Here is a 21,725-nt window from a genome sequence, read left to right on the forward strand (position 1 = left end):
CAGACCGGCTTCGGCTGCAAGGCCCGACTTGCCGATTTTTCCCAAGAACGCGCGAGCGGCCTTTCCGGATTCTTGCGGAGACGGTGCCCCGGAGCCTCGCCCGGAGCGTCTCTCACAACACTCGCGCCGCGCCGTCAGGGCCTGGACCTGACACCTGAAGCAAAGGCGTTCGCTCGAAAGCGCTCAGTGGCGGAAATCCTGGCCGCGCAGGTCGAGCATGAAGCCCTTGCCCCGCACCGTGGTGATGACCGGACCGCCGAGCCGCACGAAGTCGGAGAGCTTCGAGCGCAGATAGCCGACATAGACGTCGACCACGTTGAGGGAGAGGCCGCCCTGGCTCGCCCAGAGCCGGTCGAAGATCTCACCCCGCGAGATCGGCCGGTTCACCTCCTGCATCAGCAGGGCGAGGAGCTCGGCCTCCCGCGGCGTCAGCCGGGCCGAGGCCTCGCCGAAGCTGACCTGGCGGATGGTCACGTCGAGGGTCAGGCGGCCCGCGGTGAAGACGGTGCGCGGCGTGTCCGCTTCCCGGCGGCGCAGCAGGTGGACCTGGAGGCGGGCGAGCAGCTCGTCGAAGACGAAGGGCTTGACGATGTAGTCGTCGGCGCCGAGCGCCAGCCCCTCGGCCCGGTCACGCACCTCGTCGCGGGCGCTCAGGAACAGGATGGCGCCGGGATAGCCGCCCTCGCGGAGCGAGCGGCACACGTCGTGGCCCGAGCCGTCCGGCAGGGTGATGTCGAGCACCACCGCCTCGGGCGCCTCGTCGCGGGCCGCGCTGAGGGCGTCCTCGACGCGGCCGGCGACGCCCACCGAGAACCCTTCGGCCTCGAGGCCCCGTGCCAGAATGCCGCGGATGTCGATGTCGTCCTCGACGATCAATACGCGCGTCGTCATGCGGCGCCGATCCTCTCCTGTGCCGCCCCATGTCCGCCGAGCCCGATCCGGACGTCGAGCGCCGGAAGGTCGATGACCACCCGCGCGCCGGAGTCTTGCCCGGAGCCGTGCCCGGACCTGCCGAGGCTGATCGCACCATCATGGCGTTCAACGACCCAGCGCGCCAGAGCCAAACCGATCCCGAAGCCGGGCTCTCCCGAGCGGCCTTCGCGGTGGAAGCGCTCGAACAGCGCATCGGCCGCCTCGGGGAAGCCCGGTCCGTCATCCTCGATCGCGACGACGGCGCGGAGGCCCTGCGGCCCGTGCTGCTCGGTCAGGGAGACGGTGACGCGGGTCAGCCCCGTGGCATGGCGCAGGGCGTTGTCGATCAGGCTCTCGATGACCTGGCGCAGCCATTCGGGATCGGCGTTCAGTTCGATGTCGCGGGGGCCCGGCTCCAGGATCAGCTCGACCCGGCGGCGGGCCGCCTCGGAGGCGAGGTCGTCCACGGCATCGCTCGCCACCGCGACGGCGCTGACCGGACGGGGGTCGAGTTCGATCTGCCCGGATTCGGAGCGGGCGACCCGCAGCAGGTCCTCCACCCGCCGCTTGAGACGCTGGGCCCGCTTGCGGATGGTGGCGAAGACGGGGGTGAAGTCGGTCGGCTTGCCGATGCCTTTGGCCGATCGGTCGATCGAGCGCTGGGCGAGGTCGCACTCGCCGAGGATGACGGTGAGCGGGGTGCGCAGCTCGTGGCTCACATCGGCGAAGAAGCGCCGCCGGGAGCGGTCGACCATCTCCAGCCGCGCATTGGCGGCCCGCAGGTCGGCGGTGCGGGCCTCGACCGTGTCCTCCAGGGCGGCCCGGTCGGCGGCGAGCCGGCCCTCGCGCCGCGACAGGCGGGCCACCATGCGGTTGAAGTTCGCCACCAGCACGCCGAGTTCGTCCCGGGTCTCGACGGAGAGGCGCGTGTCGAGGGCGCCGCTGCCGACGGCGCCGGCCGCGCGGCGGATCTCCTCGATCCGCGCCAGGGTCGGCCGGGTGACCGAGCGGTAGAGCACCAGGACGAAGGCGAGCGCCAGGGCCGCCGCGGCGAGCGAGGCGAGGGTGAGCCGGCGGGTCAGGGCGCGGGCATCCTCGGACCCCGCGGCCATGCTGCGCCGTTCCGTCTCGATCAGCAGGGACAGGGGCGGGCCGGTCATCGCCCCGAAGGCGTTGAGGGTGCCCTGCATGGCGGTTCGGCGGCGCTCGGTGTCGCTCTCGCGCTGGACCGATAGGACCTGGCGGTCGAGCATGGCCCGGGCGGCGCGCACGCTGGCAAGCGGACGGGTGCGGGCGACGTACTGGATGCGGTCCCGGGGATCGCCGCTCGCGCCCATGCCGCGGCCGAGCGCCTCATCCACGGTGTTGAGGGCCTGATCGACCCGGTCGCGGGTCACCGACAGGGCTTCGGGCGGCGCCTCCGGGTTGCCGACGCTCTCGATCGCCGCAAGCCCGTACTGCGTCAGCCGTCCCGACAGTTCGGCGAGCAGTTCGAGCCGATGCTGGGCGGCCAGCGTGCGCTCGATGGTGCGCTCGGCGAGCTGGATCGACCACAGCACGCCTGCTGCGGCGAGCAGAGCGAGCAGTGCCGTGCCGCCGAGCAGCAGGGCGAACCGGACCTTGAGCGAACGCATCGTTTCCGTCCCCGCAACTGACGCGGCCGGGGACCTTATACCCATCGGCGATGCGGATGACTCATGGTGGATGGCCCCCGCGACGGCGGGGCGGCGGGCCTCCGCCGAACGCCCGGAACGGGACCGTCGGTCCCCGTCCGTGCCACTTGGTCTTCGTCGCTGGCAGGACGGGGCTCAAGACCGGGCGATCAGAGGTTGTTCGGCAGGCTGCCCTTCGGGGCGCAGCGCCAGCTCTTCACGTGATAGTCCGGATGCTCCTCCTGCCACGCGGCGAGCGTGGCCTGCGAGTTGCGCAGGCACAGGAAGGGGTTGGGGTTGTCGTAAGCGAGGTTGATCCGCTCGTCGCGACACGTCGTCGGCTCGGCGATGAGGCAGACGGAGAGGAGGAGGAACATGCGCGGCCTCGCGGAGCGGCCCACGCCGGAACCGGCCGGCGCGGTGTCCCGTGCAAGGTGGGACGAACCGGCAGGCCGGCAAGTGATATTTTGCCGCGAGGGATGATCCCCGTTGCAGGATCGTGCCGGATCAGGCTGCGACGAACAGCTCGCCCTTGCCGAGCGTCGCCAGATCGCCCGAGTAGCGCCGCAGCGTCCCGCCGAGCAGCCCGGCCTGGGCCGCGCCGAGCCGCTTGAGGGTCTGGGCCAGCAGCCGGACGTAGACGAGGTCGGGCGTGCCGGTCTCGACGAAGGTCGGCAGCAGCGCGCCGTGGCTCGCCGCGATCAGGGTGCCGCGGCGCATGCCGTAGCCCGGATGGTCGCCGAGCGCGCCCGAGACCACGATCGTGCCGGCGATCATGCGCGAGCCGGCATAGGCGCCGGCCGAACCGGCCAGGATCATGCCGCGGCGCATGCGGTCGCCGAGATGGTCGCCCGCGCGGCCCTCGATGACGAGCGTGGCGCCGTCGAGCCCGGCCTTGGCGGCGTAGACGGCGCCGCCGGCATGGTCCCCGGCATCGCCCCCAATCGTGATCGTGCCGCCGGTCGCGCCGGTGGCGGCATAGGGGCCGGCCGATCCCGTCACCGTGAGCGTGCCCGCCGCCATGCCCTCGCCGAGGCGCTGGCCGACATCGCCCTCGACGCGGATCGTCCCTTGCGAGAGCGCCGCGCCGACCCGGTCGAGGCGGGACGAGCCGCCCTCGATCACCAGGCTGTCGGAGCCGTCGAGAGAGATCGCGAACACCTCGCCGAGGGTGAGGCCGCGGCGGCTGGTGCCGATCGCGAGCTTGCCGGCCTCGGCCTCGGACAGCCCGCTCAGGGCGAGCGGGGTGATGTTGAGAAGGTCGACCCGCTCCGGCAGATCCCCGCGCAGTCTCAGCGTGCTCATGCGGCGGGTGTCTCCAACAGGTCGCGGAGGTGGTAGTGGTGCCGGCCGAGATTGCCGCCGTAATTGCCGGCGGTGACGGCCACGAGCCCGTGCTTGGCGCCGATCTCGGTGGCGGCGTGGAGCGCCGCGCGCATCGATTCGGCGACGCCCGCCGAGGTCAGCGCATCGATGACGATCTCGAGCACCACGCCGCATTCGGGCGGGAGCGCCGAGCCGGCCCGGCCTTTCAGCGTCGGGCAATAGGCGTCGTTGGTCGAGGCCATCATGCCCTTGGTGCGCCCGCCGACCTTCGAGCCCGAGCGGACGATACCGCCGGGGAAGGGCAGGATCGCGCCGGGGATCGCCTTGGCGGCTTCCACCGCGATCTCGGCGACGATCAGGGTGTCGGCGTGCTTGCGGCCGAGGAACAGCAGGTTGCCGCCGCCGACCGCGCCGTCGACCGCGCGGACCGAGTCCTCGCACAGGAATTCGCCGTCCATGACGGGGATGCGCCAGTAGCGGCGCATCTTGCCCTCCGGGTCCGGCAGCCGCTTGGCGACGGCAAAACCGTCGCCGAAATAGCGGATCGCCCCGCCGAGTTTGATCTTGGTCGGGCCCTCCACGCCGGCGAAGCAGGCCGTGCCGGGGCAGGTCAGGATGCACTGGCCGACGCGCTTGAGGAGTTGCTCCTTCAACCCGTTCGGCTCGAAGCCGAACAGCAGGATGCGCACGCCCGGGCGCCCGTCGGGCGTCTCCTCCGGCGACAGCTCGGTGTCGATCCCGGCCTCGGCGCCGCAGCCGATCACCGAGGTGGCGAAGCCCGTCATCACCGTCGCCGCGATCATCGCCCATTTCGGCGTGTCGTTGGTGACGATGATCGCGGTGCCCGCGACGTCGAAGGCCTCGGCGAAGGTGTCCTCGACCTTGATGCCGTTGAGGGTGAGGTCAGCCATCAGTTCAATTCCCTCACGCCCGGCACGCCACGTCTTCGAACGTCTCGGTGGTCTCCGGGAACGCGGCGTCCGGCACCGCGAAGGTGTCGAGCCCGGCGCCGAAGCGGTCCTGCAGGTAGGCGTCGGCGCGCTTTGCCATGCCGGCATCGGCCTCGACATCGAGCGAGAGCGTCTTGCCGGAGATCCAGGCCACCACCTCGCCGTCCTCGACGATCTTTTGGCCGTCCTTCAGCACCAGCTTGGCGTGGCTGAACATCGCCGTGCGGTCCCGGTCGTCGCGGTAGATCGCGACATCCGCCTTGGCGCCCTCGCGAAGGTGGCCACGGTCGGTCAGGCCCAAGAGCTTGGCCGGACCCGAGCGGGTGAGCTGCGCGATCTCGCTGAGGGTGTATTCGCGCTCGATTCCGGGCAGGCCGGACCGCTCGCCGACGACGGCCGGCAGCGTCGCGATCTCCTTCGCCCGCTCCTCGGCATCCATCAGCAGGTGGATGATGCGCGGATACTCGGTGAAGACGCCGCCGTTCGGGTGGTCGGTGGTCAGGATGGTGCGCTCGGGATTCGAGGAGAGCAGCATCAGCTCCAGGCCGATCGCCCATTGCAGCGACGAGACGGGGCCGCGCGGCCGATAGAGGAACGGCACCACACCGCCGCCCTCGGCATCGCCCGCCGAGAGCACCCATTTCTTGGGTTTGGCGCCCTTGCGGCCGCCGAACTGGCGCAGGATGTCGAGGGAGATCGTCACGGTCTGGCCGAACACCACCTGACCCACGTCGTAGGTCGCGTTGGGATGGGCCTCCATCGCCGCGTTGATCCGCTCGGCCGCCGAGCGGAAGCCGCCCGTCATCGGGTTCTCGGGATCGGCGACGCCGTAGGCGTAGAACTGGGCGTGGGCGAAGTGGATGCGCCGCCCCTCCGCCGCCTCCAGCGTCGCCACGAACGAGTCGTCGGCGCCGGGCAGGCCGAGGTTGTTGCAATGGACGTGCAGCGGATGCGGCACGCCGATCTCTTCCACGGCGTCGAGCAGGGCCGCCATGATGTTTCGCGTGGAGAGCCCGTAACAGGGGATCTCGTCGTCGAGGCTGAGCTTCAGCACGCCGTCCTTGAAGGCCGAGGCGCCGCCCGCGTTGATGCACTTGACGCCGAGGCCCCGCGCATGGGCCAGCGTCTGCTGCACGAGATCGCGCACCGCCGCCTTGCCCTCGCCGTCGCGCAGCACTTGCAGCAGGTGGTCGTCGTTGCCCAGCACCGCGAGGCCGCCACGGTCGAGCAGCGGGATGTCGGCGAGTTCGAGATGGGTCGCCAGCGCGTTCGAGGGCGGCAGCGCCGGCTCGACGGCGGTGGTGTAGCCCATCCGGGCGTAATTGGCGCCGATCCAGCTGCCCGAGCCGCCGGCCTGCGCGAAGGGATGGCCGTTGGGCGCGGCTTCGCTGACGTAGAGATCCGGCAGGAGCAGGCGGCTCATCACCACGTTGCCGCCGGCGATGTGCGAGTGGACCTCGACGCCGCCGGCCATCACCACGCAGCCGGTGGCATCGATGGTCTCGTCGGGCGTGCGATCGGACGGGGCGACGACGCGGCCGTCCTCGATCCAGACATCGCCGACGCCGTCGCGTCCGGCTGTCGGATCGATCACCCGTCCGCCGTGGATGCGGGTCAGCATGAGACACCCTTCTCGATGAGGCGGTCACGGATGCGGGCGAGCACGTCGACGGCCCGGGCCGCCTCGGTCGGCACCTTGGCATCCACGTAGGCGATGACGCCGCGCCGCTGGTTCCAGAGTGCGCCGCCGACGGATTCCCCCGGCACGCCCACCGTGATGACGACCTCCGCGGTTTCGCCCGCGGCCTCGGTCGAGCCCTCGCCGACGACGGCGACCGTCGGCAGGCGTCCGAGCCAGTCGGGGCGCGGGGCGGGGAGCGCGGCGAGCCAGAGCGCGGCATCGGCCTCGCCCGCGGCGATCTGCCGGGCGCTGTCGAAGCGCCAGGGATCGTGTTCCGGCTGGTGGCGGCCGAAGCCGACCCGGGGCGCCTGCCCCGTGGTCCAGGCGGACAGCTGCACGGTGGCGCGGCCCTGGAACGGGTCGGCGAGCGGCAGGGTGAAGAAGCGGGTGCTCTCGTTGAGATCGCGGATCAGCCCCTGGAGCATCTCCACGCCAAGCTCGCCGACTTCCTCCGCGTCGTAGATCACGACGCCGTACTGGGCGGCGAACAGGCGCTTGGCGAGGTCCGCGAACGCCGCCTCGCCGGCGAGATGTCCCTTGGCGAAGGCGCGCAGGTGGCCGAGGGCGACCGGGAGCCCGCCGGCCTCGGCGGCGTAGGCCACATGGCGGATCGCGCCGTTTTGCGGGCCGCCGAGCGAGAGGAGGACGCGCTCCGCGCCCGCCGCGCCGCCGCGGCTCAGCGGGGCGGCGGCGATCTCGCCGACCAGATCGCCGTCCCAGGGGCGGTTGCCGAGGACCAGCACCACGTCGGCGCGGGCCGTGGTCTCGGCTCGGGTCGTCGTCATGGCGCCGCCCGCGCTGAGCGCGCCGAGTTCGGCATAGAGGCTCCGGCCCGAGACCGGATCGAGCGAGGCGCCCAGCGTCTCGGCCAGCCGGTAGGCGGCGCGCACGGCGCCGACATCCGCGTTCAGGCCGGCGAGAACCGGCACACGCGCCTTGGCGAGCAGATCGGCGGCGGCCTCGACCGCCGCGTCCAGACTCGCCGCGCCCCCCTTTACCCAGGCTGCCATGCTTCCTCACCGTCGTTTCTTCGGGCATCCCCGCGTCGAGGCGGGGCGAAAGACGGTCGTGTCCGAGGGATGCCGCGAGGGACGCCCTTGGTGGAACCTCGATGTCCCGACGCCCATCGAAGGGCGCGCTTGGGCAGAGGCTCGGACCGGCTCCGCGTTCAAGGGAGCCCGGTCGTTTTGCATCCCCGAACCGGCCCCGGCAAGCCCCTGCCGGGGCAGAAGGTCAGGTTTTCGTGCATGGCCCGTCCGCCGGCCGGGGCCGCACGGCCCGCTCACGCCAGCCTCCGGCACCGCCCGCGAGGCTCCGGCGTCCCCGTCGGCCGCCCAAGCCGTCGCCGCCTGCCGTCCCCTCCTGCCGTCCCCGCCTGCGCGAGGGCCGTTTCGCTCCTCCGGCGAGGTTGTCGCGGGCCCCGCCGCATGGGACAAGCCGCACGCCGGAACCGGGGCGCGGGGCCATCCGGGCCGGTCGATCAGGAGAGGTGGTGACCGTGGCCGAGGTCCCGGAACCGACAGGCGAGACCATGCGGGCCGCCGCGCCGCGGCCGGCCGAGACGGGCGTCCGCGTCCGCGCCCCGGCGCGCCTGCATTTCGGCTTCCTCGATCTCAACGGCGGCCTCGGCCGGCGCTTCGGCAGCGTCGGGCTCGCCCTCGACGCGCCGGCCATCCAACTCACGGCGCGGCCGGCCAAGCGCGCCGTCGCGACCGGCCCGGAGGCCGAGCGGGTGCGGACCAACCTGCTGGCGGCGGCGTCCTATCTCGACGTGCCCGAGGCGGTCGCCATCGAGGTCGAGGAGGCGATCCCGCCCCATGCCGGGTTCGGTTCGGGCACGCAGCTCGCGCTCTCCGTCGCCGCCGCGCTCGCCCGCCTCAACCGACGCCCCTTCGCCCCGGGCGACTTCGCCGACGTGCTCGATCGCGGCAACCGCTCCGGCGTCGGCCTGGCCGCCTTCACCGAGGGCGGGCTGATCGTCGATGGCGGGCGCGACGATTCCGGCGCCCCGCCCCCGGTGATCGCCCGGCTGCCCTATCCGGAGGCGTGGCGCATCGTGCTGATCCTCGACGAGGGCATGACCGGCGTGCACGGCTCCCGCGAGACCGAAGCCTTCCGCGATCTGCCGGTCTTCGACGGAGCGCAGGCCGCCGAGATCTGCCGGATCGTCCTGATGCAGATCCTGCCCGCGGCCGCCACCGCCGAGCCCAACGGGTTCGGCGCCGGCATCACCGCCATCCAGACACGGATCGGCGACCATTTCGCGCCCCACCAGGGCGGACGCTATGCGAGCCCGGCGGTGGCCGAGGCCCTGGCGGCGATCGCGCAGCGCGGCGTGCCGGGCTACGGCCAGAGCTCCTGGGGGCCGACCGGATTCGCGCTGCTGCCCTCGCAGGGGGAGGCCGAGGCGCTGGTGGCGGCGCTGGCGCGGCCCGGGCGGCTGCGCTTCGTGATCGCCCGCGGGCGCAACGGCGGCGCCGCGATCACCGACCTGTAGACGGTTTTCTTTTCACACGCCGCACATCAACCTGCGCTTGACCGGCGCCGGTCCGATCGGCTTTGCACCTCAAGCGTTCTCCGAAGAGGGGACGCGGTCACGGGAGGACGAACATCATGGCCCGCTCGATCCTGCACATGCTGACGCCGCTCAAGCACATGAGCCCGTTCGACGTGAACATGGCGATCGATGCCGGATTCGAGACGCTCGTCACCTATACCGGTGTCGATCTTCCCGACGTGGTCTCGCTGACCCAGGACTCGATCTTCTCCCGCGCGCCCCAGGACGGGGTGCGCACCGGCCTCTTCATCGGCGGCAAGAACGCCGAGACGGCCCTCGACATGGTGGACCGGGCCAAGAAGGCCTTCGTGCCCCCCTTCGCCAACCACGTCTTCGCCGACCCGGCCGGCTCCTTCACCACCGGCGCCGCGATGGTCGCCGAGGTGAACCGGGCCCTCAAGACCAAGTTCGGCACCGATCTCAAGGGCAAGCGCATCGTCATCTTCGGCGGCGCGGGCGTCGTCGCCTACGTCGCGGCGGTGATCGGCGCGCTCGAGGGCGCCCAGACCGTGCTGGTCGGCCATGATGGCGAGGAGCGCGTCTCGAAGATCGCCTTCACCATGAAGTGGCGCTTCGGCATCGATGTCGGCGCCGTCGACGGCACGCTCCCCGAGGCGCGTCGCGCCGCCATCACCGATGCCGACGTGATCCTCTCCGCCGGACCCGCCGGGATCCCGATCCTGACGGCGGAGGATCTCGAATCCGCGCCGAAGCTGCTCGTGGCCTCCGACGTGAACGCCGTGCCCCCGGCCGGCATCGCCGGCATCGACGTGAACGCCAAGGACGTGCCCCTGCCGGTGGGCAAGGGCATCGGCATCGGGGCGCTCGCGGTCGGCAACGTCAAGTACCAGACCCAGTGCCGCCTGTTCCGCCAGATGCTGGAGGCCCAGGAGCCGCTCTGCCTCGACTTCCGCGACGCCTACACCCTCGCCGTCGAGATCGCCGGCTGACGCCCCTGCGCCTCACCGAAGGCGCCGCGGTCCTCATCGCGGCCCAGTCCGGCCGGGCGCTGGCGCAGGCCGCCCGGCGGGCCGGATTGCGCCCGTTCGTGCTCGACCTGTTCGGCGACGAGGACATGCGGGCGCTCGCCGAGGCGCATCATCCGCTGCCCGGCCGCTTCGGGGCCGGAACCCGCGATCCCGGCGCGGTGCTGGCGGGGCTCTCCGGCCTCGCCGCCGCGGCGGGTGGTCCCGTTCTCGGCGCGGTGCTCGGCAGCGGCTTCGAGGGAACGCCCGCGCTGATCGCCGCGATCGCGGACCGCTTTCCCCTGCTCGGCGCCGGCCCCTCCGCCGTCGCCGCCCTCAAGGAGCCGTTCGGCTTCGCCGCCCTCTGTGCGCGCCTCGCCATCCCGCACCCCGCCGTGCAGGCCGGCCCGGTCGCCGAACCGGGGGCCTGGCTCGTCAAGCGGGCGGGCGGCTGCGGCGGGTCGCATATCCGCGCCAGCGCGACCGGCGTCGTCCCGGCGGGCCACTACCTCCAGGCGCGCGTGCCGGGGCGCGCCTTCGCCCTCAATTTCCTCGCGGACGGCGCCCGCATCGCGGTCCTGGCTCTGACCGAGCAGTGGCAGGCGCCCGCCCCGACGCGGCCGTTCCGCTATGCCGGGGCGCTGGCCCGGGGGCGGGACGAGCCGTGTCCGGTCGCGCCGTCCGTCGTCGCGGCGGCAAGCGAGGCCACCGAGCGGCTGGTGCACGCCACCGGCCTGACGGGTCTCGCCAGCGCCGATCTGCTGATCGACGGCGCGACCTGGTGGCTTCTCGAGATCAATCCCCGCCCCGGCGCCACCCTCGACGTGCTCGACCACCGCCCGACCCCGCTCCTGATCCAGCACATCGAGGCCTCGCTCGGGCGAATGCCCACGATCGAGGCAAAACCGGTGGATGCGACAGGCGCCGAGATCTGTTACGCGGCCCGAAGCTGTGCGGCGGTGCCGCCGCTCGACTGGCCCGATCGCGTCCGCGACCGGCCGCGGGCCGGCAGCCGCATCGAGCGCGACGCGCCCGTCTGCACGGTCACGGCCTCCGGGCCGGATGCGGCGGCGGTTCGAGACGGATTGCGGGCGGGGATCGAAAGGGTCCGCGCTCTGCTGGAGGAGACGGAGAACAGTCATGAGTTCCAACACGACCGCGCCGAGCCTCAACGCGCTGGCGGGACCGCTGGTCGAGAGCCTCGTCGCTGACGCGGCCAAGCTCCGCCTCATCGTCGCCCAGGAGAACGGCGCGCGCACGGTCGATGCCGGTGCCAATGCCCGCGGCTCCATCGAGGCCGGCCGTCGCATCGCCGAGATCTGCCTCGGCGGCCTCGGCACGGTGACGATCGCCCCGACCGGCCCGGTCGCCTCCTGGCCCTATACGGTGGTGGTCCATTCCGCCGATCCGGTCCTGGCCTGCCTCGGCAGCCAGTATGCCGGCTGGAGCCTCGCCGACGAGACCGGCGATTCCGGCTTCTTCGCCCTCGGCTCGGGGCCCGGCCGCGCCGTCGCCGTGGTCGAGGAACTCTATAAGGAACTCGGCTACCGCGACAACGCGACGAAGACCGCCCTCGTCCTCGAATCCGCCAGCGCGCCGCCGGCCTCGGTCGTCGAGAAGGTCGCCGCCGCCACGGGCATCGCCCCCGGGGACGTGACCTTCATCTACGCCCCGACCCAGAGCCTCGCCGGCGCGACCCAGGTCGTCGCCCGCGTCCTGGAGGTGGCCCTGCACAAGGCCCACACCGTCGGCTTCGATCTGCACCGCATCCTCGACGGGATCGGCTCGGCCCCGCTCTCGCCGCCGCATCCGGATTTCGTCCAGGCGATGGGCCGCACCAACGACGCCATCATCTACGGGGGCCGGGTGCAGCTCTTCGTCGATGCCGACGACGCCGACGCCCAGCAGCTCGCCGAGCAGCTCCCCTCGACGACCTCCGCCGATCACGGCGCGCCCTTCGCCGAGATCTTCTCGCGGGTGAACGGCGATTTCTACAAGATCGACGGTGCCCTGTTCTCTCCGGCCGAGGCCATCGTGACCTCGGTCAAGACCGGCAGGACCTTCCGGGGGGGGCGGCTGGAGCCGCAATTGGTGGACGCCTCGTTCGCCTGAGGCGAGGCGCGACGAACTTTTCCGCCGGCGGATCGCGGGCTTGCCCGGGATCCGCGCCCTCTGCCCCCATGCGGGCAGCGCGGGCCCGCGCTGCCCCTCTCCCGCGGAGGGGAGAGGGCGAAGAAACGGAACAACGACATGCGCATCGGGCTCGCAGCCGACAACGGCAACTGGCACAAGGCGCGCCTTCGCGCGGCGTTGCGCGGCTTCGGCGTCGAGCCGGTGCTGTTCTCCCTTGCCGATGTCGCCGTGGTGACGGGCGGCGGCGAGCCGCTGCAGGTGCCTGGCTTCGCCGATGGTCTCCCTGATGGCGTCCTGCTGCGCACCATCGCGGGCGGCACCTTCGAGGCCACCACCCTGCGCCTCGGCGTGCTCCACGCCCTGGTGGCCTCCGGTGTCACCGTCTGGAACGGGCCCGTGGCCATCGAGCGCTCGGTCGACAAGGCCGCGACCTCGCTCCTCATCGCTCGCGCCGGCCTGCCGACACCGGACACCTTCGTGGTCTCGAAGCGCGAGGCCGCCGCCGAGATCGTCGCCCGGGAGGCGGGTCCCGGCCGTCCCCTCGTGTTGAAGCCGCTGTTCGGCTCCCAGGGCGAGGGGCTGATGCTGCTCGAGACGCCGGACGATTTGCCGGCTCAGGAGGCGGTCAGCGGCGTCTACTACCTCCAGCGCTACGTGCCCCGCGCCGACGGCTTGTGGCGCGATTACCGCGTCTTCGTCTGTGAGGGCCGGGCCATCGCCGGCATGATCCGGGAGGGCGACGGCTGGATCACCAATGTCCACCGCGGCGGGCGGCCCTTCGCCTGGGATGTCCCCGCCCGCGCCGCCGAACTCGCCGAGGCGGCGGCGGCGGCGGTCGGGGTCGATTACACCGGCATCGATCTCGTCGAGGACGGGGCGGGCGGTTTCCTGGTCCTCGAAGTGAATTCGATGCCGGCCTGGTCCGGCCTGCAGCAGGTGACCGCGGTGGACATTGCCGAGGCGGTCGCCCGCGGCTTCCTCACCGCGGTCCGGGCCGCCCGCCCGCCGCGCCTCGTCTCGGCCCTCGGATGACGGCCTGGCTGCCCGCGGCGACGGTGGCCGACCTCTACCGGGCCGCCTGCCTCGCCGAACTCGATGCGCTCAAGCCCGGCAACGTCCATGCCTACGCGCCCGGCCACCGCATGGTCACAGCCGATTTCGTGACCAGCGCCGCGGTCTCGGCCCCGTCGCTGGCTGCCGCCGGGGCCCGGGTGGGCGCCCGCGTCCTCGGCGGGGTCGAGGCCACGAGGGAGGCGGTCGGCCAGAACACCAATCTCGGCATCCTGCTGCTCTGCGCGCCGCTGGCCCGCGCCGCGGAGGCGACGGAGCCGCTGCCGGAAGCCCTGCGCGCGGTGCTGGCCGGCTTCGAGACCGCCGACGCGGCGGATGTCTTCTCGGCGATCCGCCGGGCCAATCCGGGCGGTCTGGGCCGGGCGGCGCGGCACGACGTGGCCGGGGAGGGGCCGCTCCCGACGCTCGCCGAGGCGATGGCGGAGGCCGCGCCCCGCGATCGCATCGCCCGCGCCTATACCGACGGGTTCGGCGACCTGTTCGCCATCGGCCTGCCGGCCCTCGCCGCGGCGCGGGCGAGGGGGCTCGCACCGCCCTGGACCACCACGGCGGTGCACCTCGCCTACCTCATGGGGGTGCCCGACAGCCACATCGCCCGCAAGCATGGCCCCGAGCGCGCCGAGGCCGTGCAGGCGGAGGCGCAAGCACGGCTTGCGGGGCTCGATCTCGGCACGGCGCCGATCGAAACGCTCCTCGATTACGACCGGTCGCTCAAGGAAGCGGGGCTCAATCCGGGGACGAGCGCAGACTTCACGGTCGCCACCCTGTTCCTCGACGCCCTGATCGCGGCCCGCGGCGAGGCGATCTAGGACGCGCGCCCGCTAAGGAACGAATACGCACTCCGTCAAGGCCCGGAACCTTCATAAAAATCGCCGATTTCAGTGCCTTGCGCGGGTTGTTCGGTGCCGGGGCCCGCTGTAGGGTCCGCGCCGCTATCCGGGCAAACCGGCTCGGCCCCTGCCGGGCGCCGAAAACAAGGATGGCTTCCGGCACCGCCTCCTCTCAGGGCGGGCCTTTTGTCAGGAATCCAGGGAGAGACCCCGAATGGCAAAGATCACCAAGGTTCAGGTCGGCGAGGCCCTCGTCGGCGACGGCAACGAGGTCGCCCACATCGACCTCATCATCGGACCGCGCGGCTCCCCCGCCGAGACCGCGTTCTGCAACGGCCTGGTCAACAACAAGCACGGCTTCACCAGCCTGCTCGCCGTGATCGCGCCGAACCTGCCGTGCAAGCCGAACACGCTGATGTTCAACAAGGTCACCATCAACGACGCCCGTCAGGCCGTCCAGATGTTCGGCCCGGCCCAGCATGGCGTCGCCCTGGCCGTTCAGGATGCGGTTGCCGAGGGCATCATCCCGGCGGACGAGGCCGACGACCTGTTCGTGCTGGTCGGCGTGTTCATCCACTGGGAGGCGGCCGACGACGCCAAGATCCAGAAGTACAACTACGAAGCCACCAAGCTGTCGATCCAGCGCGCCGTCAACGGCGAGCCGAAGGCCTCTGTGGTGACCGAGCAGCGCAAGTCGGCGACCCACCCCTTCGCCGCCAACGCTTAGATCGGGGACAGTCCTGGGCAGAGCGAGCCTCCGCCCGCACCGCGGGGCCTGCTCCAGCGACTGGCTTCGATCTTCCTCGGACGCTGACGGATCGGGACGGCTTCGGCCGTCCCTTTCTTTTTGGGCGCAGGCTTTTCGGGGCAAGCCCGCGCGGCTCCGGGCCGGAGCGCGCGATCCTCAGCGCAGCCGTCCGTCATGGAGCGCCGAGGCGACGAGGGCGCCGGCCGCCCCCGCCTCGATGAGGCTCGCCACGTCCTCCGCGCCCCGAACGCCGCCGGCCGCGTAGATCCGCCGGCCTTCCCCCGCCGCGACCGCCCGGGCGATCTCGGTCCGGTCCGGTCCCGTCCCGGTGCCGACCCGGGCCAGCGTCATCACGATCACCTCGTCGGGCCAGACCCGGGCATCCCTGTGCAGCACCTCCGGGCCGAGCCGTTCGGGCCCGCGGCTGTCGAGGGAGAGCACGGCGCGACGGCCGAGGGTCCGCACCAGTGCGGCATCCCGCTGGCTCTCGCTGCCGATGACCGGACGGCCGAGCCCCCATCGGGCGAAGCGTTCGATGCCCGGACGGTCGGCAAAGCCCGCATCGACCCAGAGCCCGATTCCGGGACAGGCCCGGGCCACGGCTTCCAGGCTGGCGCGGTCGGGGGCGCGGCCCTCCACGATCGCGTCGAGATCGGCCACGTAGAGGAGATCCGCCCCGGCCGCCGCGATCAGCGCGCGGGCGATGTCCGCGGGCGCGGAGCCTCTGGCCAAGGGGGTGTCGATCGGGGCATAGGCATCGCGCTCGCCCGCGCGGGCGCGCACCACCTGACCGCGGCGCAGATCGATCACCGGGATCAGCCGGAAGGGCGCCGTCCGCCGTTCGAATCCGAGAGCCATCGCGTGAACCGGAAACAGACCAGGGTCGTCGGGTGGGATCTCGGCGGGGTGCATGTCAAGGCGGCCTTGATCGAGGACGGCCGCGTCGTCGCGGCCTCGCAGGCCGCCTGCGCCCTCTGGCGCGGCGTGCGCGCCCTCGACGACACCTTCGCGACCCTGCCGGATTGGACCCGGGGCGAGGCCGTGCACGCGGTCACCATGACCGGGGAGCTGACCGATTGCTTCGCCGACCGGGCCGACGGCGTCGACAAGCTCTCGGCCTGGGCCGCCGCGACCCTGGCGGGCCCGGTGCGCATCTATGCGGGCCGCTCCGGCTTCGTGGCACCCGAGGCCGCCCGTGCGCATGCCGGCGATGTCGCCTCCGCGAACTGGCACGCCACCGCCGCCCTCGTCGGCCGGCACGCGCAGGCGGCGCTCCTCGTCGATATCGGCTCGACCACCGCCGACCTGATCCCGGTCGTCGGCGGGCATCCGGCCGCCCGCGGCTACAGCGATGCGGAGCGCCTGGAGACGGGCGAGCTCGTCTATACCGGCGTGGTGCGCACGCCGCTCCTCGCCTTCGCGACCCATGCGCCCTGGCGCGGCCGGCGCACGGCGCTGATGGCCGAGACCTTCGCGACCGCCGCCGACATCCACCGCCTCACCGGCGACCTGCCGGAGGGCGCCGACCAGCAGCACAGCGCCGATCTCAAGGGCAAGTCGCTGCGCGAAACCGAGACCCGGCTCGCCCGGATGGTCGGCCGCGACTGGGACGAGGGCAGCCCGGAGGAGTGGCGGGCCCTGGCCGGCTGGTTCGCCGAGACGCAGATGCGTCCGCTGCACGATGCCGCCGCGATGCTGCTCTCCCGCCCCGACCTGCCCGGGGACGCCCCCCTGGTCGTCTGTGGGGCCGGCCGTTTCCTGGCCGAACGCCTCGCCGCCCGGCTCGGGCGCCGCTCCGTGCCGCTCACCGGCCTCATCGCCGAACAGGGGGCGGCGGAGGGGTCGGACTGGGTCTCGACCTGCGGACCAGCCGTCGCGGTGGGGCTGATCGGATGAGACGCCGGGCTCGCCCGGCAGGTTGATCGGGGACGACGCCCCGAGGAGAAGGACGAGGACGACGCATGACCGCCCCGAGCAAGCTGACCCGGATCCTGGCGACCCGTGAGGGCCGGGACATCGAACTCGCCTTCGTCACCGCGGACGGGCGCACCACCAAGGTGCTGGCGAGCGAGGACCAGATCGACCGGCTCGTGGACGAGCTGGAAGATATCCTGAACTCCCCCGCGGAGGGCGAGAGCGGCGAACCGCCCGCGGCCGCCTGACCTTCGGTCCGGCGCGGCCAGACTTTCGGTCCGGCCAGCGGAGCCCCTCCAAAGGGGGCGCTACCGCAGAAAATCCCCGAAGGCGCGGGGGCCGTCACCGGTCGCGACCGTTCCGGTGACCGTCAGGGTCGCGGGGTCGATCAGGCTCAGGCCGTTGTCGCCCCAATTCGCCACCACGATCGTCCGGCCGTCCCGCGTCGCTGCGATGCCTTCCGGATGATCCCCGACATCGACCGTGCCGACCCGCGCCATCGTGGCGGGGTCGAACACCGTCACGGTGTTGGAATACTGGTCGGTCACGAAGCCGCGCAGGCCGCCCTGGCCTTGCGCGAAGGCGATGACGTAGGGGCGCTGCCCGGTCGCCACCCGGCCCGTCTCGCGGCCGGCGGCGAAGTCGATGGCCGAGACGTCGTCGGACAGGACGTTCGCCGTGAAGGCGCGGGTGCCGTCGGGCGAGAGCGTCAGGCCGAACGGATGCGTGCCGACCGGGATGCGCCGGATCTCCCGGCGCGCGGCGGCGTCGATGACCGAGACGGAATCGGATTCCCGGTTGGCCACCAGCAGGGTGGCTCCGTCCGGCGTCACCGCGAGGCCGGACGGGGATTTGCCGGTGGCGATCTCGCCGTCCGGGCGCAATCCCTCGGGGGTGGCGCGCAGCACGAACACGCGCGCGCCGAACCAGTCGGCCACGTAGACATCCCCCGAGACCGGGTTGACGCCGATTCCGAGCGGTCCGCCGGGCAGGCTCACCTCGGCGAGGGCCTTGCGGGCCTCGAGGTCGATCACCGTGACGCCGTGCCCCTCCGGCCGGCTCACATAGGCGCGGCGGCGGTCGGGCGAGAGCGCGATGCCGGCCGGCGCCCCCGCGACGGGAATCGTGGACAGGATGGTGCGGGAGGGAAGATCGATGATCTCGACGGCGTTGCCGAGTTGCGTCGTGACGATCGCCTCCTGCCCCAGCGCGGGGGCCGGAAGCGTGGCAAGGCCCAGGCAGAGGGTCAGCCGGCGGGCTGCCGCCCCGGCTCCCGCGCGGGACACGGTGCCTGTGGGGCGGTCGGAGGCGGGGGCGCTCCCCTCAGCCGATCTGCTCCGCGGGGCCCCCTCTCCCGCGGCGGGGAGAGGGGAGGAGAGCCGGCGCGTCCACCGCAGATCGTTGAACAGGCCGACTCTCCGCATCATGGGACGCCCTACGAGCCCTTCTCGGCCTTGGCCTTCACGTTCTCGAGGCTCGCCTTGTACAGCCCGGAGACGGCCTTCTTGGCGGCCTCGTCGTTCTGGTCCGGCGGCGGATCGTTGTTCATGTAGCCGCGGTAGAAGGCGCCCTTCCAGGTCAGCTTGGTCTTGGAGCCGTCGCCCTCGACCTCGACCGTCGAGGAATAGTCGTTGACCGGCAGGGTCTTCACGTCGACCTTGGTGATCCGGTACATGAAGGTCTTCTTCTCGGCGTCGTACTTGCCGAGCTCTTCCTCGACCGTGGCGCCGCCCTTGAGCGTCAGCGTCCGGGTCGCCTTGACCTCGTTGCCGCCTTTGCCCTCGGTCTTCTCGACGACCGGGATCCAGCTCCCGTCCTGGAAGTTGCCGACCATTGCCCAGACCTTGTCGGCGGGAGCGTTGATCTCGATCGACTCCGAGACCTTCTGGCGGGTGGGGCCGTGAGCCTGCGCCGCGAAGGTGACCGTCGCCAGCGCCGCGACCGCGGCGAGTGTCCTGAACTGCATTCTTTTCGTCTCCTCCCAGACGGCGCCCCCGGAGAGCGGCGCTCGTCATCCCTCGATCGATGCGTCTCCACACATCGCCCGCCACCTCCGCTTGGCCAGTGGGGCCAGCGTCTGTTCACGGAAAATTTGTGGGTCCGCGAGGCCGCCCGGGGCCGGGCCGCCTCTCTCCCCCCGGCTCCGGGCGGCCCCGGTGCCGGCGAGATCTCCTGTCAGGCCGGGCCGTCTACGAGCCCGGTCCGGATCGCGGCAGGACGCGCTCGCTGCGCCCCAGAGCCTGCGCGACCTTGTCCTCGATCCAGTCCCAGGCCTCGCGCTCGGCGGGGCCGGCGGTCTTGGCGATGGCGATGGCGTGGTAGGCCATCTCGGCCAGGATTTTCTCGGGTTCCAGCATGTGCAGCCGGGTCGAGAGGATGGCGGCCTCGATCACGGCGGCCTGCGCCCGGTTGTAGCCGATGAAGGGCACGTGGCTCTCCGCATGCACCATCCGGCCCCGGTAGCGCGGCCGGGTCACGTCGTCCTCGAGGCTCGCCACCTCGAACTCCGCATGGCCGAAGCACTCGGCGAGGCGCTGGCCCGGAATTCTCTGGCAGGGCACCACCGGCCAGTCGCGCCGACCGGTGACCACGCCGGCGATCACCCGCACGTCGCTCGGCGCGGACGCCGCGAAATACGGCTGCTCCGAAAGGTTCGCGATGGTGGGCGAGGGCCGGAACGGGGCGAGCACGAAATCCTCGCCCTCCCGGATCAGGCCGAACGGCACGAGGTGCATCGTCCCCTCGGCCGAGACGGTGGTGACGACGGTCTCCAAGATCAGCGGCATCGCTCAGCCCCGCTCCTCGTCCGGCACCAGCCGGCCGCAGACGATGCGCCCCCCCCGCGGCTCCGCGAGTCCATCGCGTCGCCCGTCCGCACCCGATCCGGTCTCGGTCTCCGGCGGTGCCGCGTCCCGCTCCGTCGGCACCGCGGCGGCGCGGGCCGCCTCGGACGCCTCGGGACCGCTGTGGCGGGTATGGGCCGAGCGGGTCGGCCCCGCCGCCTTGAAGGCGGTGGTGTCCTCCTCGGGCCGGTCGGCGGCGCAGCCCCAATCCAGGGGCTCGTCCTGCACGTAGCGCTTGCCGAGGCGCAGGGCGGTCTCGGCCTTGGTCAACTCGCCCCCGAGATAGAACGCATGGGCGCCATCGCTCTCCACGCTGAGGTCCGGGAAGAAGGCCATCGCGTCGGTGCCGGTCCGGTGGATGGCGCGGTTGTAGACGTGGATGCCGTCCTCCGCGACGGCGATGCGGTAGTTCGGGTCGCGCACTTCGGCGGCGAGGGCGGCGATCTCGTCCGGGGTCTGCACGAAGGGGCGCTTGTCGTGAAGGGCGAGAAGCGCCCGGCCGTAGCCCTTGGGCAGGGCCGCGTCGGCCTTCGCCGCGTACATGACCCGGCGGGCGGCGTCGTGCTCCTCGACGGTGCGCCGGGTATGGTTCGAGACCTGCACGATCAGCACGTTGCGGATGGCGAGTTCCGAGCACATGCCGACGAGCAGCGCCGTGACGCCGAGGCTGTCGGCCTCGGTCAGCTCGGTGAGGTTGCCCGTGCCCATCATCATCTCGATCTGCGGCCAGCGGGCGCGGGTGTCGCGGTAGCGGGCGATGGAATCCACGAAGCCGAAATGGATCGGCTCCAGGATCGGGTCGGCCATGTAGGGGCGTCCCGCCCGCTCCATCCGCTCGATGGCCCGGTCCAGGGAGGGCAGGTCGTCGGGCCGCATCGGCACGAGGACCGGCACCGCATCGGTCTCGAAGGCGAGGTCCAGCGTCTCCTCGTTGAGGCTGAGCAGGTAGTCGGCGCCCGCCTTCGCGCCCCGGGTCAACTCGTCCAGGGAGAAGGAATCGACGCTCACCCTCAAGCCCGCCGCCTTCAGCGCCCGCACGCTGTCCTCGAGATGCGGGAACGCGGTATCGGGCAGCCCGCCGAGGTCGATCACGTCGGCCCCGCGGCGGGCGAGGTCGCGCCCCTTCGCGACGATCTGGTCCGGGGTCATCTTCGAGGCGTCGACGATCTCGGAGAAGATGCGCAGGTCGTGGCGCGACAGGTCGACCTTGCGGGCGGTGAGCCCGAGATGGGCCGGCAGATCGACGATCTCGTCGGGCCCGCGCTCGACCGGCAGGCCGAAATGAACCGAGAGCGCCTCGGGGTTCGCCCGGCACCGGCCGGGCAGGACGATACGGGTCGCGCCCTCCGGCATCGTCACCCGGCGCTTGATGATCTCTTCCGTCATCAGCGCGGCGACCTTCACTCCGGCATCCGCGATGGTCCAGGTGTAGCGCTCGGGGGGCAGCGTCGCGGCCACCTTCTCCAGCCGGGCATGGGCCAGCTTGCCGGTGATGAAGACGAGGTGCTCGGGGGCGCTCATGCCGCCCGCTCCGCGCGTTCGGGCCCGCGCACCACGATCGCGCCGGGGAAGGCCGCGGCGAAACGCGGAAAGGCTGCGTCCACGAGGCCGGCGGCGGCGAGCGCCTGCGGATCGGCGTCGGGCACGGGCGCGGCCTTTTCGAGGATGCAGCGCCCGGCGCCGAGCCGGGTCGCGAGCCAGAGGGCGAGGCTGTCCGAGGTGACCGCCCAGCTCTCGGCGATGTCCGGCGCCCCGGCCTTCAGGGCCGCCGGGTCCCACACGACGCAGCCGCCCGCGCCGAGGACACTCGCGACGGCGTCCACGTCCGCCGCGACGGTCAGCCGCGGTTCGAGGGCGCACAGAATTTCGGCCATGCGGCCCATGGCGTCGAGCGCGAGGCGATGGGCGAGCCGGTCGTCGTAGCCCAGGGCGGCCTGGCTCGTCCGTACGGCCTCGGCGAAGGGGCCGCCGCCGGGGACCACCGCGATGGGCGCCTGCGCGAGGCAGGCCGACAGGACCGCGCGCAGGCGCTCCGGGTCGGAGACGAGGCTGCCGCCGACCTTCACCACGCTCCAGGCCGCTCGCCCGGTGCGGAGGAGGGGGGCGGCGCCGCGCCCGTCACCCGCCGAGGGGAGCGCGGCAT

General features: G+C 72.4%; 22 protein-coding genes. 9 read left to right on the forward strand and 13 right to left on the reverse strand.

Annotation, left to right across the window (positions count from 1 at the left end; genetic code table 11):
* Positions 1-183 precede the first annotated feature (183 nt).
* The 7 genes from LW587_RS09850 to LW587_RS09880 all read right to left on the reverse strand — a co-directional run bounded on the left by LW587_RS09850 (position 184) and on the right by LW587_RS09880 (position 7,531).
* Positions 184-891: a response regulator transcription factor gene (locus tag LW587_RS09850; RefSeq protein ID WP_232629413.1), complete on the reverse strand. Its 708-nt coding sequence runs from the start codon at positions 889-891 to the stop codon at positions 184-186.
* The gene (locus tag LW587_RS09855; RefSeq protein WP_232629414.1) at positions 888-2,546 is read right to left on the reverse strand and encodes a sensor histidine kinase; all 1,659 of its coding nucleotides are present in this window, start codon (positions 2,544-2,546) and stop codon (positions 888-890) included. The genes LW587_RS09850 and LW587_RS09855 overlap by 4 nt, the downstream gene beginning before the upstream one ends.
* Positions 2,547-2,734: 188 nt before the next feature.
* On the reverse strand, positions 2,735-2,941 hold the full coding sequence (locus LW587_RS09860) for a hypothetical protein (RefSeq protein ID WP_232629415.1): 207 nt from the start codon (positions 2,939-2,941) through the stop codon (positions 2,735-2,737).
* Positions 2,942-3,071: 130 nt separating this feature from the next.
* Positions 3,072-3,869 carry a formylmethanofuran dehydrogenase subunit C gene (locus tag LW587_RS09865; protein ID WP_232629416.1) on the reverse strand — a complete coding sequence of 266 codons (798 nt, stop codon included), beginning with the start codon at positions 3,867-3,869 and terminating at the stop codon, positions 3,072-3,074.
* Complete coding sequence (gene fhcD / locus LW587_RS09870; protein WP_232629417.1) at positions 3,866-4,801, reverse strand: formylmethanofuran--tetrahydromethanopterin N-formyltransferase; 936 nt, start codon at positions 4,799-4,801, stop codon at positions 3,866-3,868. Before fhcD ends, LW587_RS09865 begins: the two co-directional genes overlap by 4 nt.
* Positions 4,802-4,814: 13 nt before the next feature.
* Positions 4,815-6,461: a formylmethanofuran dehydrogenase subunit A gene (locus tag LW587_RS09875; protein ID WP_232629418.1), complete on the reverse strand. Its 1,647-nt coding sequence runs from the start codon at positions 6,459-6,461 to the stop codon at positions 4,815-4,817.
* Positions 6,455-7,531 (reverse strand): formyltransferase, encoded by a 1,077-nt coding sequence (locus LW587_RS09880; protein WP_232629419.1) that lies wholly within the window; start codon positions 7,529-7,531, stop codon positions 6,455-6,457. The genes LW587_RS09875 and LW587_RS09880 overlap by 7 nt, the downstream gene beginning before the upstream one ends.
* A gap of 488 nt (positions 7,532-8,019) precedes the next feature.
* On the opposite strand from LW587_RS09880, the gene LW587_RS09885 reads away from it, so the two are divergent.
* The 7 genes from LW587_RS09885 (at position 8,020) to fae (ending at position 14,804) form a co-directional block, all read left to right on the forward strand.
* Positions 8,020-9,018 (forward strand): beta-ribofuranosylaminobenzene 5'-phosphate synthase family protein, encoded by a 999-nt coding sequence (locus tag LW587_RS09885; RefSeq protein ID WP_232629420.1) that lies wholly within the window; start codon positions 8,020-8,022, stop codon positions 9,016-9,018.
* A gap of 116 nt (positions 9,019-9,134) precedes the next feature.
* Positions 9,135-10,028, forward strand: a complete 894-nt coding sequence (gene mtdB / locus LW587_RS09890; RefSeq protein ID WP_232629421.1) for an NADP-dependent methylenetetrahydromethanopterin/methylenetetrahydrofolate dehydrogenase — start codon at positions 9,135-9,137, stop codon at positions 10,026-10,028.
* 98 nt (positions 10,029-10,126) lie between these two features.
* Positions 10,127-11,254 carry an ATP-grasp domain-containing protein gene (locus tag LW587_RS09895; protein ID WP_232629422.1) on the forward strand — a complete coding sequence of 376 codons (1,128 nt, stop codon included), beginning with the start codon at positions 10,127-10,129 and terminating at the stop codon, positions 11,252-11,254.
* Entirely contained in the window at positions 11,184-12,155 is a 972-nt protein-coding gene (gene mch, locus LW587_RS09900; RefSeq protein WP_232629423.1) for a methenyltetrahydromethanopterin cyclohydrolase, read from the forward strand. Before LW587_RS09895 ends, mch begins: the two co-directional genes overlap by 71 nt.
* A 138-nt stretch (positions 12,156-12,293) precedes the next feature.
* Entirely contained in the window at positions 12,294-13,208 is a 915-nt protein-coding gene (locus LW587_RS09905) for an ATP-grasp domain-containing protein (RefSeq protein WP_232629424.1), read from the forward strand.
* The gene (locus LW587_RS09910; RefSeq protein WP_232629425.1) at positions 13,205-14,056 is read left to right on the forward strand and encodes a triphosphoribosyl-dephospho-CoA synthase; all 852 of its coding nucleotides are present in this window, start codon (positions 13,205-13,207) and stop codon (positions 14,054-14,056) included. Before LW587_RS09905 ends, LW587_RS09910 begins: the two co-directional genes overlap by 4 nt.
* A gap of 235 nt (positions 14,057-14,291) precedes the next feature.
* Positions 14,292-14,804 carry a 5,6,7,8-tetrahydromethanopterin hydro-lyase gene (gene fae / locus LW587_RS09915; protein ID WP_232629426.1) on the forward strand — a complete coding sequence of 171 codons (513 nt, stop codon included), beginning with the start codon at positions 14,292-14,294 and terminating at the stop codon, positions 14,802-14,804.
* A gap of 177 nt (positions 14,805-14,981) precedes the next feature.
* On the opposite strand, the gene LW587_RS09920 is transcribed toward fae, so the two are convergent.
* On the reverse strand, positions 14,982-15,683 hold the full coding sequence (locus LW587_RS09920; RefSeq protein ID WP_232629427.1) for a HisA/HisF-related TIM barrel protein: 702 nt from the start codon (positions 15,681-15,683) through the stop codon (positions 14,982-14,984).
* 3 nt (positions 15,684-15,686) lie between these two features.
* Between LW587_RS09920 and LW587_RS09925 the strand changes: the two genes are divergently transcribed.
* Together LW587_RS09925 and LW587_RS09930 are read left to right on the forward strand one after the other, a co-directional pair.
* Positions 15,687-16,721: a hydantoinase/oxoprolinase family protein gene (locus tag LW587_RS09925; protein WP_232629428.1), complete on the forward strand. Its 1,035-nt coding sequence runs from the start codon at positions 15,687-15,689 to the stop codon at positions 16,719-16,721.
* A gap of 65 nt (positions 16,722-16,786) precedes the next feature.
* Positions 16,787-16,987, forward strand: coding sequence for a hypothetical protein (locus LW587_RS09930; protein ID WP_232629429.1), 201 nt, complete (start codon positions 16,787-16,789; stop codon positions 16,985-16,987).
* A 60-nt stretch (positions 16,988-17,047) separates the two neighbouring features.
* Here the strand turns inward: LW587_RS09930 and LW587_RS09935 are convergent, their stop codons facing one another.
* From LW587_RS09935 to LW587_RS09955, 5 genes are all read right to left on the reverse strand, one after another.
* A complete protein-coding gene (locus LW587_RS09935; RefSeq protein ID WP_442919112.1) occupies positions 17,048-18,163 on the reverse strand; it encodes a beta-propeller fold lactonase family protein in 1,116 nt (371 codons plus the stop codon).
* A gap of 11 nt (positions 18,164-18,174) precedes the next feature.
* The gene (locus tag LW587_RS09940) at positions 18,175-18,705 is read right to left on the reverse strand and encodes an SRPBCC family protein (protein WP_232629430.1); all 531 of its coding nucleotides are present in this window, start codon (positions 18,703-18,705) and stop codon (positions 18,175-18,177) included.
* Between the two features lie 223 nt (positions 18,706-18,928).
* Positions 18,929-19,525 (reverse strand): DUF447 domain-containing protein, encoded by a 597-nt coding sequence (locus tag LW587_RS09945; RefSeq protein WP_232629431.1) that lies wholly within the window; start codon positions 19,523-19,525, stop codon positions 18,929-18,931.
* A 3-nt stretch (positions 19,526-19,528) separates the two neighbouring features.
* Positions 19,529-21,103, reverse strand: a complete 1,575-nt coding sequence (locus LW587_RS09950) for a DUF6513 domain-containing protein (RefSeq protein ID WP_232629432.1) — start codon at positions 21,101-21,103, stop codon at positions 19,529-19,531.
* Positions 21,100-21,725 (reverse strand): amino acid kinase family protein (locus tag LW587_RS09955; RefSeq protein WP_232629433.1); only part of this gene is annotated, 626 nt, incomplete at its 5' end. The genes LW587_RS09955 and LW587_RS09950, both read right to left, overlap by 4 nt.

The sequence above is a fragment of the Methylobacterium sp. Leaf118 genome (assembly GCF_920984675.1).
Classification (GTDB): Bacteria; Pseudomonadota; Alphaproteobacteria; order Rhizobiales; family Beijerinckiaceae; genus Methylobacterium.